This is a genomic window from Sphingobacterium detergens (genome assembly GCF_003610355.1).
GTDB lineage: Bacteria > Bacteroidota > Bacteroidia > Sphingobacteriales > Sphingobacteriaceae > Sphingobacterium > Sphingobacterium detergens.
In genome coordinates this window covers 2,045,154-2,064,132 of record NZ_RAPY01000001.1, presented here as the reverse complement: position 1 = coordinate 2,064,132, position 18,979 = coordinate 2,045,154, and the positions used below count along the sequence as shown (strand labels likewise).

Annotated in this window: 9 protein-coding genes; all 9 read left to right on the top strand. The window is 41.3% G+C overall.

Features of this window, described 5'->3' with window-relative positions:
* The first annotated feature begins 15 nt into the window (after positions 1 to 15).
* Positions 16 to 1,881: a RagB/SusD family nutrient uptake outer membrane protein gene (locus tag DFQ12_RS08970; RefSeq protein ID WP_120258592.1), complete on the top strand. Its 1,866-nt coding sequence runs from the start codon at positions 16 to 18 to the stop codon at positions 1,879 to 1,881.
* Positions 1,882 to 2,228: 347 nt separating this feature from the next.
* Entirely contained in the window at positions 2,229 to 4,232 is a 2,004-nt protein-coding gene (locus DFQ12_RS08965) for a DUF5054 domain-containing protein (RefSeq protein ID WP_120258591.1), read from the top strand.
* Positions 4,233 to 4,396: 164 nt separating this feature from the next.
* Positions 4,397 to 6,808, top strand: a complete 2,412-nt coding sequence (locus DFQ12_RS08960; RefSeq protein WP_120258590.1) for a hypothetical protein — start codon at positions 4,397 to 4,399, stop codon at positions 6,806 to 6,808.
* A 125-nt stretch (positions 6,809 to 6,933) separates the two neighbouring features.
* On the top strand, positions 6,934 to 7,512 hold the full coding sequence (locus tag DFQ12_RS08955) for an RNA polymerase sigma-70 factor (protein WP_120258589.1): 579 nt from the start codon (positions 6,934 to 6,936) through the stop codon (positions 7,510 to 7,512).
* Positions 7,513 to 7,585: 73 nt separating this feature from the next.
* A complete protein-coding gene (locus DFQ12_RS08950) occupies positions 7,586 to 8,680 on the top strand; it encodes a FecR family protein (protein ID WP_120258588.1) in 1,095 nt (364 codons plus the stop codon).
* A 125-nt stretch (positions 8,681 to 8,805) separates the two neighbouring features.
* Positions 8,806 to 12,147, top strand: a complete 3,342-nt coding sequence (locus tag DFQ12_RS08945; protein WP_120258587.1) for a TonB-dependent receptor — start codon at positions 8,806 to 8,808, stop codon at positions 12,145 to 12,147.
* Between the two features lie 18 nt (positions 12,148 to 12,165).
* Complete coding sequence (locus DFQ12_RS08940) at positions 12,166 to 13,785, top strand: RagB/SusD family nutrient uptake outer membrane protein (protein WP_120258586.1); 1,620 nt, start codon at positions 12,166 to 12,168, stop codon at positions 13,783 to 13,785.
* Between the two features lie 161 nt (positions 13,786 to 13,946).
* Positions 13,947 to 16,304, top strand: coding sequence for a glycoside hydrolase family 95 protein (locus DFQ12_RS08935; RefSeq protein WP_120258585.1), 2,358 nt, complete (start codon positions 13,947 to 13,949; stop codon positions 16,302 to 16,304).
* A 134-nt stretch (positions 16,305 to 16,438) separates the two neighbouring features.
* A complete protein-coding gene (locus DFQ12_RS08930) occupies positions 16,439 to 18,964 on the top strand; it encodes a beta-galactosidase (protein WP_120258584.1) in 2,526 nt (841 codons plus the stop codon).
* The last annotated feature ends 15 nt before the right edge of the window (positions 18,965 to 18,979 follow it).

The following is an 18,979-nucleotide window of genomic DNA, read 5'->3' as shown; positions in this document are numbered from 1 at the left end:
TAAAAGGAAATCAAAATGAAATATCTAAATCAATTTAAATCGATCCTTTATGTTGTACTACTAGTTGCCTTAGGCGCCTCATCTTGTACAAAGGGATTAGATTACGAAAATACTGGAGCGATAAATCCAAAAAACGTCTGGACAGATTCTGTTCTGATCAAGGCCTATTTAAATGATATATATGGTGGTCTTATGCCGCGCTGGGAGCTTGGAAGTGGAGCGAATGCCGATGAAGGGATAAACGCGGCAGGAGGAAATTTAGGCAGTTTCCAACAGGGGATTGTTGATGTAGCAGTCAACTTCACTAATTTGGATTATACCTATATCGACAAGGCCAATTATTTTATGGATCAATTGGAGGGTGTACAGGAGTCTGTACTCAGTGCAACAACGAAAAATCGATTAATCGGTGAAGCTAAATTTTGGCGGGCTTGGAAATATTGGGAGATGGTCAGTTCAATCGGTGGTGTACCTTTGATCTTGCACACACAAGATGGTAGTGATCTCAATTCATTGAAAGTGCCCAGAAGTAAAACCTCTGAATGTGTTGCACAGATCATAAAGGACCTGGATGAAGCCGCTTCGTCTTTGCCTCCCAATTACAGTGGGGTTGACTATGGCCGTATAAATCGTGCAGCAGCTTTGGGCCTTAAAGCGCGGATTCTTTTGTGGTATGCTAGTCCGTTATTTAATGCAACAAACGATCAAGCGAGATGGACAAATGCGTATAATGCAGCAAAAGCTGCTGTGCAAGCTGCTGATGTTGCGGGGTTTGGACTGTTTGAAAACTACCGGTTGATCTGGTATTCGCGAAATAAAGAGCAGATTATGGTTAGGCAGTATTACTATCCCGATAGTTATATGAATTTTGCACCGATTAGACCTCTTGCATTCACGAATGGAAGTACGAACAGTGACCAACCGATACTTCCCTTATTGATTGCATATCCTAAACGTGATGGCAGTCCTATGCAGCTTGATCAGAACCAATTGTCCAATCCGGCTTATAATCAACAGTTCTTAACAGATTTTTATACCAATCGTGATGATCGTTTCTATGCAACGATCTGGTGTGGGGGTACAGTATATCCAACACCTGATGTCAATGTTATCGGAATGACAACTCCGCGGTCGCGCTCTTATTGGCAGGCCTGGACTTGGAAGGAAAAGGCAACGCCCAGTACTGTGCTTCCAGCTAGAGATAATAGTTTGTTTTCAGGGATTTCTCCACTGATCCAAAATGGTGATGAAAATGGTGTAACTGGATTTTTTCAACGTAAAGGTTTAGATACGCTTTTGGATAGAAATGCGTTAGTGGGTGTTGCGGCCAATGCGAAAAGCTGGTTTTCACCAATGCGTTATGCTGAACTGTTGCTAAATTTGGCTGAATCTGCGAATGAAACTGGCCGGAGCGGTGAAGCATTAAATGCATTATACGCTATTCGGAAGCGCGCAGGGATTGCAGCAGGAACAGCGATAAATTATGGTATTACAGCGACTGGACAGGCAGATCTCCGTCAGGTAATTATAAATGAGCGTCAGGTGGAACTTGCTTTTGAAGGATTCAGATACGCTGATTTAAGAAGATGGAAACGCTATGATATCTTAAATGCACAAGGTACTAGAAAAGGGTTATTATTGATGTTAAATAAAGGTCAGGCCCTGCCAGGAAATACAGATAATATCATGAATGCTGCGGTAAGATCGAAATTCTCTGCTGTCGTTATTGAAAACTTAGATAAAACGGCTTCCGCTAATCAATTTTATAAACTCAGTCTCAAACACTGGTTTAATTCTTTAAATCCTGCACAAATTTCTATTGAACCAGATCAGCTCCCTCAGAACAAAGAATGGGGTGGGACCTTTGACCCCTTGCAATAGTGAGTGGTTATAATTCGGTCAATGCGCTGCAGCTCATGGTGCCTATGAACGTTACTTACATTAAGTTTAAAAAGACGTTAAAATAATAATAGAAAAGAGGCTTGTACATTTTTGTACAAGCCCTTTTTTATGTATGGGGGGCTCTATCTTTTCTTTTTTGCCAATGTTAACTAAACCTAAATAGGATGTAACAACGGATATTTTGTTTAAACCATGTTTAGTCAGTAAATACTTCTTTATAGGAAGATATTTTTCTGTTATTCTCAATTTTTGACTAGGGATTAGTCCTTTTCAATCGTCTTAAAAGAAAATAACGATATTTGAAAACTACAAACCTAATATTAACCATGAAACGCAGAAAATTTTATTGTTCCTGTTTTTTTGTACTGACCTCTTTTTTTGCTTTTGGGCAGCAGCAAAATGATGCAGTTCAAAAGGTACACCTGATCTTCAAAACACATCTCGACATCGGATTTACCGAACTTAGTTCGGTTGTGGAGCAACGTTATATCAATGAATTTATTCCCAAAGCCATTGCTGTCGCTGAGGAGCTTCGGAATTCTGGGGCAAAGGAGCGTTATGTATGGACAACAGGCTCTTGGTTGATTGCCACCTATCTGGAACAGGTAAGTCCGGAGAACAAAGCAAGGTTGGAAGCAGCTATTCGTCGTGGTGATATTGTGTGGAATGCAATCCCCTATACGGTTGAATCGGAATCGCTGAATAAAGTACTGTTTGGAACGATGTTGCAATTATCCAAAAAATTGGATCGCCAGTTTGGCAAACAAACGCGGGCAGCAAAGATGACTGATGTTCCCGGTCATACAAGAGGAATCGTTCCTTTGTTGAAAGAAAATGGAATAGATTTCTTGCAGGTAGGTGTAAATCCAGCGAGCAAAGTGCCAAATGTTCCTGCACTATGTCGCTGGAAAAGTCCCGATGGTAGCGAAGTGACGTTGATGTACCAAAAGGATTACGGTAGTGACATGATATTGCCTGACGGAAAGACGGCGATGGTCATCGCATTTACCGGCGATAATCATGGACCACATACCGTACAGCAGGTTAAAGAAATTTATGCATCCCTCCAGAAGCGTTACCCAAACGCTATATTGCAAGCTTCAACACTTAGTGATGTTGCCGATGTATTACGACCAATGAGAAATAAGCTCCCTGTGATGACACAAGAGATCGGCGACACCTGGATACATGGCTTCGGAAGTTCGCCTTTAATGATGGCTCGGTTTAGAGCCTTATCCAGATGTTATGAGACTTGGGTTCAAGAGGGGCGTATAAATCCAAATAGTGATGCTGCCATCCGCTTTGCCATTCATCTAGGCCTCGTGGCCGAACATACTTGGGGTTTGGACGTCAAGACCCATTTGCAACACTGGGATAAGTATCGTTTTTCAGATTTTACGCAAGCGTTAACATTACCTGCGTTCAAAAAAATAGAAGCTTCCTGGGCCGAAAAAGAAGCTCATGTTGAACGGTCACTGCAATATCTACCCAAAGATCTGCGCACTGAAGCCGATAGTGTTCTACAGCAATTGGCACTGGTTCCTAAACCCAAATTTGAAGGACAAGATTGTTCGCTACAATTCGCTAAAGATGGATCATTCCAATTGGATAAAAAAGGTCTTCGGATGAAAATGGGGGAACTTAGCTATCAGAGTTTTTCAACTAAGGAATTTGAACGTTTTATGGATTCCTATATTACACAAAAAGTGGATTGGGCCATTCGGGATTTTGGAAAACCAGGACTAACCTCGGATATGTCCGAAAGCCGCACCCTGATAGCCTCTCTTCAGAAATCTGTTTATGATAAAACTAAAAATGAAATATACAATAGCTTGAGTCTAACGGGGGGAGATGGGGTCGAACAAGAGGTGCTCCCAAAACAGATCTATAGCAGTTATCATTTCAATGAAACAACAAATCATATCCAGTTGAGCTACACCTTGGTGGATAAACCGGCTAACCGTTTGCCGGAAGCATACTGGCTGAGCTTCTATCCGAAGGATGTCCTGGATATACTCGTTGAAAAAGTAGGCCAACCAGTACGTGTATTGGATGTTGTGGAAGGAGGAAATAGGCAACTGCATGGATTGGATCATTACGTGGATATAGTGACGAACGCAGGTAAAATACGCATCCGTAGTAAAGATGCTTTGTTGGTAGCCGTTGGCGAGCGGGATTTGCTGAATTATTCAGTGCGTCAACCGAATATTAATAGTGGTTTACATTTTTGCTTATTTAATAATGTTTGGGGAACTAATTTTAGAATGTGGTTTGGTGGTACAATGACATACCGATTTGATATTGAATGGATACCGCAGAAAGCAAAATAAACATCTTGAAGTGGAATACAAAATAACAAGGAAGTGACTATAATCGAATCGCAGATTGGGATAGACAATCGGGGTGTCGAAAAAACGAAGGAGCGAGCTCATAACCCTGTTGAAATAAACACGAATAAATAGTTATTTATATACAAATAAATAGATTACATACAATGAAAAATATCACGTTTCTGGTTGGCCTATTGATCTCTGGACTGGGATTTCCTGTATTGTCGCAGGAAGTAAAAACGAACTTAACGGAAATACATTTTAACCAACAGGGCTACTATACTTCAATTAAAGTAGACGGTAAGGAGCTTCTTGAGGCTGGTAAATATCCGATCCTGTCGGTTTATAAAGATCAAAAAATCATACAACCAAAAGGGCTTAAGGTTAATGGGGATCGTTTTTCGCTAACGATGGAGGACGGTCAGGCTGTCGAACTGAAAGTCGGTCAACATAAGGAAGCGATTACATATGAAGTTCTAAAGCTATCACCGGCTTATAAGTTACTGGTGTTTGGCCCTGTAAAAATTAAGCTTCACGAGGTTGTTGGTGAGGTCGTAGGAGTAGCTCAGGGGGAGGATCTGGCTTTTGGTATGCAGTCTTTACATGTTAAAACCGTTGCCGGTATTCCCGAAGATTATATTGGGAATTATAGTACAACTTTTGGCTATAAGGGAGCAAATAGTGATCTATCCGTAGCTAGTATTTCATTTGGTCATTTTGCAGCAGTGGATGCTGGAAATGGAACTGTATTTCAGTTGTCTGCCAAAAATCGGAGTGAGAGGGAATTGCAACAGGTGAAAGGATTGAACAATATGATGACCTTGCCTGTTGAAGGTCCCGATGGATTAATCGTTGGAGCTAAAGTAGCACTCTTTGGTGATAAACGAAGCCAGATATTAAAACGGATCGGAAGAGTGGAGGTGGAGCAGGGCTTGCCTCATCCCATGATCGAAGGGGAATGGGCTAAGCTATCGCGTGACGCGATGCGTTCATACTTGATCACAAACTTTTCCGCTACCAATTTGGATTTTGCGTTAGAAAAGACAAAACTCGCAGGATTTAAAAATCTATACCATCCCGATCCTTTTCTTAATTGGGGACATTTCGAGTGGCGCAAAGAATTGAGTACAGAAGCCGATGCTGGCATGAAAAAATTGGTTGATAGGGCTGCGCAGCGAGGAATCGATATTGGTATCCATACCTTGTCTAACTTTACGACAACGAATGATCCTTATGTTACACCAGTCCCCAGCAAGCACCTCCTCAAACAGGGTGAATTGAAACTCATTGCTGCATTGGATGCTAATCAGCAAGAGATCACCGTTCAGAATAGTGAGCTTTTTTCTCTACCGCTGACACTCAATACGCTACAGATAGAGGACGAACTGATCACTTATGGCAAAGCCGAAAAGAAGGGGGATCAATGGATATTGACCAATTGTGTGCGGGGAGCGTTTGGTACCAAAAAAACAAGCCATGGGGTAGAGAAAAGTGTCTATAAATTATGGGATTATCCCTATAAGACTTTGTTTCCGGATTTAACACTTCAGGATGAATACGCCAAAAGACTGACCACAATTTTTAATAAAACAGGTGTGAAACAGATTTCATTTGATGGTCTGGAGGGCTGCATGTATACCGGACAGGATTATTATGCAACGGGCAAATTTGTGGCTGATTTCTATCAAGGTCTTGAAAATAAAACTGGTCTCATCAATGATGCCAGTCGTCTCGACCATTATTTATGGCATATCCATACCCGGATGAACTGGGGTGAGCCTTGGGGCGAAGAAATGCGTACGGGGCAGGTCGAAAATCGGATCAAGAACCAAGCTTATTTTTATCGCAACTTGTTCCCACGAATGTTGGGTTGGTTTTTGGTACGACTAGCGGATAGAAAGTTTGAAGCCACCTCTTTGGAAGATCTGGAATGGGCACTCTCCGAATCCGCAGGTTTTGATTCAGGATATGCTATGAGTATCGATATGAAAACTTTACAACAACATGGACAGATAGACTTGTTATTGGAAAGCATGAAGAATTGGGATCAACTGCGATTGGCCGATGTTTTTACAGCCGAACAAAAACTCAGGCTGAAGGATCCAAAGACCGAATGGCATTTGGAAAAGATTGATGACACTAAATTTATGCTTTATCCATTATTTGTCTCCAAAAGATTCCATTGTGACCTCTCTTCGATGCAGCCAGGACAACCAGGGGGAGCTGACTGGTCATGGGAGTCGCCAGAAGAAAGCACATTCGCCTTACGAATTAAGGTGGAGGGCGATGGTTCGATCGAAAACCCTTCTATTAAAACAGATAAAGGGATTGTCAAAATCTTGGGGAAACTAGAAAAAGATCAGTATATCCTATTGGATCATAAAGGAAAAGCAATATTAACAGACAAGAATTATCGTCTTATTGCGGATTTATCTGTGGAGGGGACCGCCATGCTGCCAAAAGGTGGTTCTGCTATCGCATTTTCTTGTGACAATAATGGGGATGAAAAGCCAGAGGTTATCATCAGATACAATACACGGATGAAAGGTGAATCGGTAAGTTTAGTTAGAAAATAGGGCATTGAATAGGGACAAGGTAAGAGCTGCTCGTAAAATTTGAATAGCCAATATGAAAATTGATTTTGAAATGATCGTTTAGTTTACTAAGATTGTGACTTAACCAACAAAATTTCATTCGCAGCATGCGCAGATCTACCATTGTCGATAATGCTAAGGAAACTGTTGAATTGGATATCTCAGCACTTTATCATCAGTACTGGGAAAGCCTATTCAAGCAGATGATGCGCATTCTCCTTGATGAGGATGAAGCTGCTGACGTTGTGCAACAAACATTCTTGGACCTCCTTGAAATGAAAGAAAAGATTCCGGAAATCAAATCGGTCAAATCTTTTCTTTTTATCATGGGCAGGAATTTGGCTTTCAAAAAACTCAGAAGAAAACTTGTAAACGATACCTATCGTGACTTTTACGCAAGTCAATACAAAGAAGCGTCTTCTTTAATTGAAGAATGGATTGTGTTTAAAGAGTTGGATGATCTGATTGAGAAAGAAATCGGTAAGTTGCCCAATAAAATGAAGGAAATTTTCATTCTCAGCCGCCATGCTGAAATGTCTTATTCGGAAATTGCAAAAAAATTAAATATATCGGATAAAACAGTAAAAAAGCAGATTAGTAATGCGTTGAAGCTTATTCGTCTTAAGGTGGATAAGGATTATCAACCACTGCTTCTGGCGATTTTGCTGACAGATCTACTTTTTTAATTTTTTTTCTACTACCTAACGCTAGTTCAAGGCTCTTTTCTATATAGACCTAAAAAATCTGACAGAAGAGACTATGAATAAAGATGAACAACTTAAAAAAGTTCTATTGGACTATGCCGCAGGACATCTGTCTGCGAGAGAAACAAAAAAACTAGAACATCTAATCCTTAAGTATCCTTCAGGTGAATCTTGGGATTGGAAAGATAGCAGCCACAAGGAGGCTATGAAGTATCGGATTCAAGCACGAATAGAAGCACATAACAATACGAAGGCTAAAATAAGAAGGATTAATATTCGAATTGCCGTCAGTATTGCTGCTGCACTTGTCTGTTTCTTTATCTTTTTTTACCTGTATTTAATTCCAGGCCCAACAGATACTTTTTATACAGTTGCCCAATCAAAATCGTATAGCAGTGATAAGGTTGTCCTGATATTGCCCGACGGAAAACAATTTCAGCTAAAAGATACAGCCAGTTTTGCGCATTTAAGGAGCGAATTGGGGTTGCAGATGAAATCTTTGGGCTTAGAAAATAATATAACCGTAAGTGTTCCGGGCCAAAAACAGTTTAAGTTGACACTTGAAGACGGTACCAAAGTTTGGCTAAACGGCGGATCTACGTTAAAGTTCTCTTCCGACCTTTATAAACAAACAGCAAGAGAAGTGCTACTCGATGGAGAAGCGTATTTCGAGGTTGCATCAGATAAGATACATCCTTTTCATGTTTTTGGAGGGGGGGCTGAGGTTAAAGTTACAGGAACGAAATTTAATGTGCAGGCTTTCGAAAGTGATCATTTCGTCCGGACTTCCCTAGTTGAGGGGATCGTAACCTTCCGCATGGATCACAAGACTTATAAATTGTCTCCTGGTATGGAGGTGATCGCTGATACTGAACAGAAAGATGTAAGTTCTCAATCATTCGATATTGACAAACTCTTGTCATGGAAAGCGGGGTATTTTGTATTCGATAATATAGAGCTTGTGGATGTCATGAAGGCTGTATCACGCTGGTATAATATATCTGTAGTCGCAAAGTCGCCTATCAAAAACAAGAAAATAGGCGGTACATTTCCTAAGAATGTACCATTGATCGATTTTTTGAATGATTTGACACTTCTTAGTGGTGTTGAGTTTAAAATAAATGGAAAGGAGGTACAGATTATAAACTAATACAATCCCTAATTCAAAATCGATCAAATCATTTAAAATATAGTGTTTTAAATACTTTTATGGTAATGGTGATGACGATTTCAATATGTTAAAAACCAATTAATTATTATTAATATCTGAATCAAATGAATAGAAAATATATAGCATATTTCAATCGATATGACTATGCTTTAAAGTATCTCAATAGGACTAAGGTCACTGTGCTTACAATGCTGTTGATGAGCAGTCAGGTAAATGCCAATGTTTTTGGACAGCGGGTTAGCCTTACGACAAAAACAGCTTCATTGAAGGAAGTTTTCGCTAAAATTAGTAAACAATCGGGTTACCACTTTTTGTATTTAGAAGAGGACCTAAAGAGCAGTGGAAATAAGCTTTCCTTAAAGTTGGAAAATGTTCCATTAAAACAAGTTCTTGATAAGGTGTTGGTAGAGAATGGTTTGGCTTACGTGATTCGTGACAATAGAATTATCGTTGAAAAGGTAAACCATAGCGTATTAACATCTAAAAATGAAGTTGTGAAAATTCAGAAACGTGTTATTAAAGGAACTGTTTCTGACGATAAGGGAAATAAGCTGTCGGGGGTTACGGTCAAAGTCATTCATGGGACTGCAACAGCGACAAATGAAAATGGGGAATTTGAAATTCAAGTCAAAGAAGGAGATCAACTTCAATTTGATTTGATTGGTTATGGTCAATTCATAACAACGATTGATAATCGCAGTGTTTATCAGGTGACGCTATCCGAGAAGGTCGGTGATTTACAAGAGGTTGTTGTGGTTGGTTATGGAACACAGCGAAAAGTCAATTTGACTGGTGCAGTCGCAACAATTTCTCCAAAGCAATTGGAAAATAGGCCGATCAGCTCACTTTCAGCGGGACTTCAAGGTTTGGTTCCCGGAATGACAATCACACAGGGGAGTGGTCAGCCAGGTAAAGATAATGGAACAATTCGGGTTCGAGGGGTCGGGACATTGAATAACTCCAATCCGATGGTGCTAGTTGATGGGATTGAATCGTCGATGGAAAATGTCGATCCCAATGATGTTGAATCAATATCTGTACTGAAAGATGCGGCTTCTGCATCGATTTATGGTTCTAAGGCTGCTAATGGAGTAATCCTTGTAACGACTAAAAGAGGTAAAGAAGGGAAAACAACGATCAATTACAGTAATTTCTTTGGTAAGCAAAATGCGACGAATATAGCCGAACGCCTGAACTCATGGGAATATGCAGAATTGTACAATGAGGGATTGAGGCTAGATGGGAAAAAGGAGCGTTTTACAGCGGAAGATATCAAAGCTTTTAAAGATGGAACAGACCCATATAAATATCCAAATACAAACTGGCACGATTTGCTTTTGAAGGGATCGGGATTTCAGCACCAGCATAATCTCAACATTTCCGGAGGTGCAGAGAAAGTCCGTTATATGGGAAGTATAGGTTATCAGGGGCAAGATGGTATTATTAAGTTGACTTCAAAAAAGCAATTTAATGTCCGTACAAATTTGGATATGACGCCAATAAAAAACCTAGATATCGGTTTGTCAATGTACTTATCGAACCGTAAGCTTCAGGAGCCCACCAACCCATATGTAGGTGGTATGGACCAATACTTTCGTCTAGCCAACCAAATGGCCCCATGGATTCCTTACAAAGATGCAAATGGCAATTATGGTACGATCAGTGACGGAAATCCAATTGCGTGGATGGACCAGAGCGCAACCACTGATGAGGTCCAACGCCGTTTTAATGCGATTGGTAGTGTACAATATAAATTTATCGATGGTCTTTCCTTGAAAGCACAGGGATCTTATAGGCCGTCAACGGATGATTCGCATGAATTTAGAAAAGACATTTGGTATAACTCCTCGAAATATCAAGGGCCAAATAAACTCTTCGAGAAAACAACGATATCGACAATGTATACCGGTGACATTACCTTAAATTTTGACCGTACATTTTCAAATCATCACATCGGAGCATTGGCAGGTTATCATGCCGAGCAATATGATTACAAATATGGAGAGATGTATCGGCAGAATTTTCCAAATAACGACCTCACAGATATCGATGCCGGCGATACAAATGGGCAAACCAATAAAGGTGATACAAAACACCTGAACATGCTTTCCTATTTTGGTCGTATCAATTATGATTATAAAGGTATTTATCTTTTCGAAGCGAATGTTCGCCGAGATGCTTCTAGCCGTTTCTCCGAAGGTTATCGTTGGGGCACATTTCCATCCTTTTCAGCCGGTTGGCGACTTTCAGAGGAATCGTTTATGGAATTTGCAAAATCGACCTTTAGCAATATTAAACTTAGAGGATCGTGGGGACGTTTGGGGAATCAGAGTGCTTTAGAATACTATCCTTCAATACCTGTAATTGGTTTAGGCAAAGACTACTCCTATCCGTTTAATAACGTAATTTATCCTGGAGCGACACTAAAAAAAGCAAATAAACGCAGCATCACTTGGGAAAAGACGCGTACTTGGGATCTAGGATTGGATCTTGGTATCGGAAACAATTTGACCCTTACATTGGATTATTACGACCGTTTAACAACTGATATCCTCATGGAGGTTTTGGCCCCTGCGACCTATGGACTAAAGGGATATGTAGATAATGTTGGCCGTATGCAAAATAAAGGTTTCGAGGCTGTCGCGACCTACCGAAAACGCTTAGGAGCAGTTGATTTTAGTGCAACCGCTAATTTTTCTTACAACAAAAACCGTATTCTTGACCTAGGTGGAGATCCTTACCTTTTGGACGGAAGTTGGAAAATCAAGCAAGTCGGTGCACCCATCAATTCTTTTTATGGTTACCAAACTGCAGGGCTATTCCAAAGTACAGCAGATATTCAAAACTGGGCACAATATAAAATGGCAAACAACAAAGTGTTGCCTGGTGATCTGCGCTACGTTGACCGTAATGGAGATAAGAATATAACCGCCGATGACCGTACATTACTCGGCTCAACTGATCCGAAATATACTTTTGGATTAAACCTCAGTGCAGCCTACCATGGTTTTGATATTCAGGCATTTTTCCAGGGTGCATCGGGCGTGTACGGTTATGTTGAATCATCGGGTATAGGCGAGTTCAGTGGCGATACAGGAAGCCCCTTGCGTTTTTGGCTTGACCGTTGGACACCTGACAATCCGACAAGTACAATCCCACGTATTCAGAACAACAATGGAATAAGTAGCCCCAATCGAATTGTTTCAGATTACTGGGTCCAAAATGCAAAGTATGTACGATTGAAAAATCTGCAACTTGGCTATACTTTTCCTGATGCTTGGGCAAACCGAATAGGAGCATCAAAGGTCAAGTTATTTTATAGTGGACAGAATTTATTGACCATAACCAAATTCTTGAAGGGTTATGATCCGGAAATGCCTGCAGGCTCTGGGTCGTATTATCCTCAGGTAAAGGTAAATACTGTTGGAATGAATATTACATTTTAGTTGAGAGGGTTTATACAAATGAAAAAGATATATTTATTAATTATGCTGGCAATAGCTAGTTTACAGTCATGCTCCGATTTCTTGGACAAGTTTCCTGGCGATGCATTGACACCAGAGACATTTTGGAAAACAGAAGCGGATGCCAAACTTGCTTTAGTTGGTTGTTATCGTGGCTGGGAATCTGAAGAGATTCTGTATCGCGATTGTGCGTCTGATAATGCGTATAGCTTCCACAAGCATGAAGGTTGGCAGGTGATCGGAAATGGTGGGATGAGTTCTGCGGACCCCGGGGCAGAATTATACGATTACACGACAATTAATCGTTGCAATGACTTTTTGGAACACATTGATGCAATCAATTTTAAAGATGCCGACCTGAAAGAACGATATAAAGCTGAAGTTCGTTTTCTACGGGCTTATCGTTATTTCCTGTTGACCAACAATTATGGTGACGTACCGCTCGCAACTAAAACTTATGCGACTATCGAGGAGGCACGGTTGACGCGTACACCAAAAGCTGAAGTCGAGAAGTTTATTCTAGAAGAATTGAAAGCCGTTGCTGCGGTGCTTCCTGAAAAATATAGTTCTGCAGAAGTCGGACATATCACAAAAGGTGCAGCTTTGGCTATTCGCATGCGTTTTAACCTCTATTTGGGCAACTATGAGGCAGCTTTGACTGATGCGACAGCGATCAAAGCATCAAACGTATACCAATTGTTTCCAACTTATGATGGTACTTTCCAATTAGCTAATGTGAATAACAAAGAGGTTATCCTTGATGTACAATATAAGGCAAATGACTTGGAAAATTGGCTTATTGCAGCATTGTTTCCGAATGGCGACGGGGGCTGGTCTTCTATTGTCCCTATTAAGGCCTTGGTAGATGCGTACGAAATGAAAGACGGAAGTACTGTCGAAGAGGCAAAATCAACTGGTGAATACGACAGCAAATATCCTTTTCTAAATAGGGATCCACGATTGAAAATGTCTATTCTTTATCCAGGACAGGATTGGAATGGCCGTATCTTTGACCCATTGGCAAAAAATATTAATGAAGATGGAAAAGAGGTAAGCAATCCGGATTATTTTAATGGAGCCAATAACGCATCAAAGACGGGATTCTCGTTCAAAAAATACACCGCTCCAATTTCCCAATACGATGATCCATGGAATACGAGCATGAATTTAATTGTTAGTCGTTACGCTGAGGTTTTATTGACCATTGCAGAGGCTAAGATAGAATTGGGTAGATTGGACGAAGAAATGTACCAAAGTTTGGATATGGTTCGTGAACGTGCGGGAATGCCTAAAGTGAATCGGATTAAATATGCATCGAAAGACAAGTTAAGAGAACTGGTTCGTCGTGAACGCCGGGCAGAATTTGCCTTTGAAGGATTGAGAAGAGCGGATATTATCCGTTGGGATATTGCCAAAGATGTATTGAATGGAAAAGCAGAAGGTAGTTGGATGGGGGGCATTAATGCGGATGAATCTAATGAGGACAAGCGGTTAATACAGATTGGAGAGCCTATCTCAGTGGAAACGAGACAATTTCAACCATTCAATAGGTATTTGCCGATTAGCCAACAGCAGATCGATCTCAATAAAAACCTGACACAAACTCCTGGGTATAATTAGTCCCTAAACCAAAGTTTTACATCGAAAAAAAGGTGTAAAACTTTGTTAAATTGCTTATCATCAATTTAGGTTAAGTTTAGGCATAGAAAAGATGATTTAAATAACCATGCAGTGGAAACATATTTGTTTGACTGAACGTAAACACTAATAATAATTTCTAAATGAAAGTATATTTATGGAGCTTCATATTCATGCTCTCTGGCATGCAGCTAAAAGCGCAACATCAAGATCACGTGTTATGGTACCGTGAACCGGCTAAAGTTTGGGAGGATGCCCTTCCTGTCGGTAATGGACGTTTGGGGGCTATGGTTTACGGAGATTGGAATAAGGAGAATATCCAGGTCAATGAAGAAAGCCTATGGGGTGGTTCCAAAGTGGATGCCAATGCCTATGCAGCAGACAAAATTCCCGAAATTCAACGTTTACTTGTCGCCGGAGAGATCGAAAAAGCTGCTGCGCTGTCTGAAAAGGAGCTCAAGAGCAGTCCCCTGCGTATACGATCCTATCAATCATTCGGGAACTTTCGCATCGATTTTGGAACCGAAGGCTTTTGGCGGGAACAGGTCATAGACTATCGTCGTGATCTTGATTTACAGACCGGATTAGCAACAACGAGCTATCGTATCGATAGCGTAAAATATACAAGGGAAGTATTTGCCTCGGCACCCGACAATATGATTGTGATTCGTCTATCGGCAGACAAGCCTGGAAAGTTAACCTTTCGGTTTTCTTATTCACGTGAACAGGATGCAGTTGCGACACCTTTATCTGACCATGAGCTGAAAATTCAGGGACAGGTGGTGGATCTACCGATGGCAGATGGTGGTGAGATAGGTGCACATATGAAATTTGCAGGACTAGTCCAGGGGAGTCACAAAGGCGGAAGCATGATAACCAATGCAAATTCTTTTTTTGTCAAGGATGCGGATGAAGTCCTTTTTTACTTTACGGCAGCCACAGATTATGATGTGTCAAAATTAGACTTTGATCATCGTATTGATCCTTTGGCTCGCTGCCGGGCACTATTGGATCAGGCTCAAAAACAGAATTATGAACAGATTCTTTCCAGGCATATTGCCGATCATCGTCAACTTTTTGACCGTGTGGTCTTCAATATAGGACAGCCTTCGGATTTACCAACAGACCAACGTCTGAAAAAAGTAAAAGAGGGCGGTCAGGATCTTTCTTTGATCAGTCTTTATTTTCAGTATGGACGCTATTTGTTGATGGCTTCTTCGCGTAGTCCAGGTGTACTTCCGGCCAATTTACAAGGGATATGGAATAAGGAGATGAATGCAGCCTGGAGCTCCGATTTTCATACGAATATCAATATCCAAATGAACTATTGGCCGGCCGAAGTCTGTAACCTCTCGGAGACAGTAGTTCCTTTCTCCAATTTGATAAATGCCTTGCGCGAACCGGGGCGAGTAACAGCCCGGAAAACCTACAATTCCTCGGGCTGGACAATGAACCATCTGACGGACCCATTTGGACGTACAGCAATTGCAGATGGCGTCGGCTGGGGAACATTTCCTATTGCCGCAGCATGGCTGGTACTCCATCAATGGGATCATTATTTATTTACTAACGATAAGAGCTACCTGAAACAGGAGGCTTATCCCTCCATGAGAGAAGCTGCTGAATTTATTTTGGGTTATCTCGTAGAAGATCATAAGGGCTACCTTGTTACTGCTCCATCCAATTCTCCTGAGAATAAGTATCGTATGGCCGATGGAAAAGAATTTCAATTGACATATGGTGCTACCATGGATATCGAGATTATTCGTGAGTTATTTGAGGCTTGCCTAACAGCTGGCACAATGGTCGGAGAGGAAACTGATTTTACTAAAAAACTGAAACATGTGTTAGCTAAATTGCCTCCTATCCGAATCAGTCCACGGTATCAGACCATCCAGGAGTGGATTGAAGATTACGAAGAGGTCGAACCGGGGCACCGTCATATGTCCCACCTTTTTGGACTTTATCCGGGGAAGTCGATTACTTCAGATAAAAAGGATCTGTTTGAAGCCGCGCGAAAAACGATTGCCCGCCGTCGATTCTATAATGAAAACGAAAGCAACCGCAATGGCTCCTATACAGGATGGAGCAGGGCTTGGATGATTAACTTTTATGCACGACTGCTCGATGGTGAGGAAGCTGGTAAGAATGTACAAGCATTGCTCGCTAAGACAACATTAAACAATCTATTCAATACACATCCACCTTTCCAAATTGATGGTAACTTTGGCGGTACGGCCGGAATTGCCGAGATGCTGATCCAAAGCCATAATCAAGAACTTCATTTGCTTCCTGCACTACCGTCATTTTGGTCCGATGGTGAAATTAAAGGTTTGCGTTCCCGTCAGGGATTAACCGTTGACCTGAAGTGGAGTCAGGGCAATTTGATTTCGGTAACGCTAACTGCAGACGAGGATACAACAGTCAAATTGCGGTACAAGGATCATGTCAAAAAAGTAAAAGTAGCTGGCAAGAAGCCATTAATTCTAAGTCGTTTATAATCTCATGGATACTTTGGCAGTGATGTATTTTAAAAAAGAAAATAACGCTGTTGAAATCATGAGATACCGATGGAATTAAGAGTAAACTCATATGGCTATTCCATATGAACATTGAAAAGATGCATTATTTACCGATGAATATATTTAAATTAATTTTTAGCAGGAGGGATGGTACTCTGTTTGTAAGCCATTTGCTTTTCTGCTGTATTATTTTTTGCTCTTCCGCAGTACTCGCACAAAATGGTGACCAGGTACGTCCAGTCAAAAAATTTGCCCGTCCAGAACGGATCCGTTACGATGGATCCTGTATGACCATTGAGGGAAAGGACGTTTATATCTATAGCGCGGCTTTCCATTACTTTCGTTGTCCCGAGGAATTGTGGCCTGATCGGTTTCGGAAAATAAAGGAAGCGGGTTTCAATACAGTAGAAACTTATGTACCCTGGAATTGGCATGAACGTCATATTCCAAAAGATATGCAGGATCAATCCAAATTTGATTTTTCCGACCTCAAAAGGTGGCTAAAAATGGCGCAGGAAGAGTTTGGTTTTTATACTATTGTTCGTCCCGGCCCTTTTATTTGTGCTGAATTTTCTGGCGGTGGTTACCCAAGATGGCTAGCCAAATACCGCCCCGACAATCTGGAAGGTTTTTGGTTGCGAGGCAATGACGAACAACATATTGCATGGTCGCAGCATTGGTTTAATGCAGTATGCAAAGAGTTGGTCCCTGAGCAGATCACACGTAAGGAAAAGGGTGAAAAAGGGATTATCATGATCCAGATTGAAAATGAATATGATGCGCATTGGAGTCCCGGAAAAGATAAAGTGCTGAAGGCCCTCAATGAATCAGTGCATAAAAGTGGGATGGATATTCCGGTTTTCACCTGCTTGACGAATGAAACAAGAGGGAGCAAAGATCCTGAATTATCGCAGGTTTTCGATTGTGATAATTACTATGTAAGCGGGCCATCGGACGCGCCAAGCTGCGCTTATCGCATGATGGATCTACGCAAAAAGCAACCTGATGCTCCCGGGTTTGTGACTGAATTGCAAGGTGGATGGTTTTCGCTGGTCACAGGGAGATTGAGTGAAGAACATTATTCCGACGACCGACATTTCAAAGCTATTGGTTTAATGACTATGCTAGGAGGTGGAACAGGAATCAATTACTATATGTTTTTTGGTGGTACACATTTTGATGGCTGGGGAGCAAGGGGCATGACCACAAGTTATGACTATAATGCAGCGATTCATGAGAACGGTGCTATAGGTCTTAAATACCTTGCTGCTAAAGAAATAGGTTCATTCATCCAAAAATTTGAATCCAAACTCGTCCGCACGGAAGGAGGACCTTGTGAACTGCAAGGCGCTCCAAAATCATTATTTGGAGGAGTGAGAGTGGCCAGTGATGGTACAAAGTTTATATTCCTGCACAATACGGACCCTAAACAAACAATCAAGGGAAAAGTGACCCTATTGCCAAACAGTGTCAATCTTGTTAAAGATCCGATCTATAATGTCAATCAAAATGGGGAGAAAGTACTGATCAAAACCGATGATCAGCTGGTCAATCAGGTTCAGCAAATGGAGAAGATTGAAGTAGATTATGATCTTGCGGGTTTGGAATCAAAAATATTGGTTGTGGCAAAAGGGCAATCGGCAAATAAGGGCGATTGGTGGCCCAAGAAGGCTGCTGCTATTGAACGACCTTCTAAAGTACCGGCGGGAGTCCGTGTCAGTACAGCCCGTAAGGCTGAGGACGCTATAGGACAGGCCGATTGGGACACGATGTCACAGTTGGTCAGTCTTTCTGATATGGACATCAACGATTTTAGATACAGCAGCTATCGCAGTCATGTGGTCCTGACGGCAAAACAAGCGGAACGCGAACATTATTTACTGTTCAATATGTATACTCGGGATATTGTATCGGTACTCGTTAATGGAAAGCCTGCTAAGCGACTTTTTCCAGACCGTGCTGATGCGCAAAGCTGGACAACGCGTAATGCCTTTGAGCGTATTCGACTAGACGAGTACGATAACCGTTTTGATGTGGCCAACTTATTGAAAGCAGGAGAAAATGAAATTGTTGTGGCTTATGAAAACCTGGGGCACGCACATGGTTACGTACCGATGGAGGAGTTGGCAGGTATTCATCAAGCGGGACTCTCGTTAAGTGAAACAGCGCTTACGCATCCTTTGGAATGGGAGTTTTCGACAGATCTTGCCGGTTTGCAGCAAGGCTGGAACTTACCCGATTTTGATGATACAAGCTGGTCGACAGTTTCTCTGGAAACAAAGAATGAAATTCCACGCAAAGGTAATCAAGTACAACCCAAGGGTAAACAGGACGGTCTTGTTACTTGGTACCGTGTTGAATTTAATCTAGACAAACTCCCGAAAGACCTCTGGGTACCCTGGATGGCAAAGGTCAATGCTTCGGGCAACGGTTATATGTGGCTCAATGGACACAATATCGGACGCCATTGGGAGGTAGGACCTCAACGTGAATTTTTTCTTCCGGAATGTTGGCTGAATTTTGGTGCGAAGAAAAATGTACTCACTTTTGGGCTGAGACAGACTGAAAACGGAGCACTTTTACACGCATTGGAGATCGTACCTTATCCTAATACTGCTGAGGTAAGAAAAAATAAATAATCAATACTTATGAAG

Coding starts and splice junctions, on each gene's coding strand:
- DFQ12_RS08955 (WP_120258589.1), top strand. CDS start 6,934: ATGCGCAGATCTACCATTGTCGATAATGCTAAGGAAACTGTTGAATTG.
- DFQ12_RS08940 (WP_120258586.1), top strand. CDS start 12,166: ATGAAAAAGATATATTTATTAATTATGCTGGCAATAGCTAGTTTACAG.
- DFQ12_RS08930 (WP_120258584.1), top strand. CDS start 16,439: ATGAATATATTTAAATTAATTTTTAGCAGGAGGGATGGTACTCTGTTT.
- DFQ12_RS08950 (WP_120258588.1), top strand. CDS start 7,586: ATGAATAAAGATGAACAACTTAAAAAAGTTCTATTGGACTATGCCGCA.
- DFQ12_RS08965 (WP_120258591.1), top strand. CDS start 2,229: ATGAAACGCAGAAAATTTTATTGTTCCTGTTTTTTTGTACTGACCTCT.
- DFQ12_RS08945 (WP_120258587.1), top strand. CDS start 8,806: ATGAATAGAAAATATATAGCATATTTCAATCGATATGACTATGCTTTA.
- DFQ12_RS08935 (WP_120258585.1), top strand. CDS start 13,947: ATGAAAGTATATTTATGGAGCTTCATATTCATGCTCTCTGGCATGCAG.
- DFQ12_RS08960 (WP_120258590.1), top strand. CDS start 4,397: ATGAAAAATATCACGTTTCTGGTTGGCCTATTGATCTCTGGACTGGGA.
- DFQ12_RS08970 (WP_120258592.1), top strand. CDS start 16: ATGAAATATCTAAATCAATTTAAATCGATCCTTTATGTTGTACTACTA.